A 276-nucleotide genomic window follows, 5' to 3' on the forward strand; every position below is an offset into this window, starting at 1 on the left:
ATTTGCCTTTGGACAGACTTCTCCCCTTGGAGGGTTTGTCCTTTTTTGATTATATGCATAGCTTCTATTCCAGCGATCATTTTTGTAGCTGTTTGTAAGGATTTCAATCCCAGCATATTCCGAATCCGTTTTTTGATAAATCGATGATCTTGCTTTCTTTTTTTATAATACGAGACAACTTTTGACTTTAATCCAGATTGACATAAAGCTTGTCTTACTTGAGATAAGCTCACCAGAACATCTCTATTTAGAAGATAACGGTACAGTTTTCGATAG

General features: G+C 35.5%; 1 pseudogene. It reads right to left on the reverse strand.

Going from position 1 to position 276, the window contains the following annotated elements:
- Positions 1–155, reverse strand: a pseudogene (locus tag ACQRBL_RS32835) (DDE-type integrase/transposase/recombinase); the annotation flags it as partial.
- Positions 156–276 lie beyond the last annotated feature (121 nt).

Source organism: Bacillus sp. AF62, assembly GCF_050312695.1.
Taxonomy (GTDB): domain Bacteria; phylum Bacillota; class Bacilli; order Bacillales; family Bacillaceae_G; genus Bacillus_A; species Bacillus_A cereus.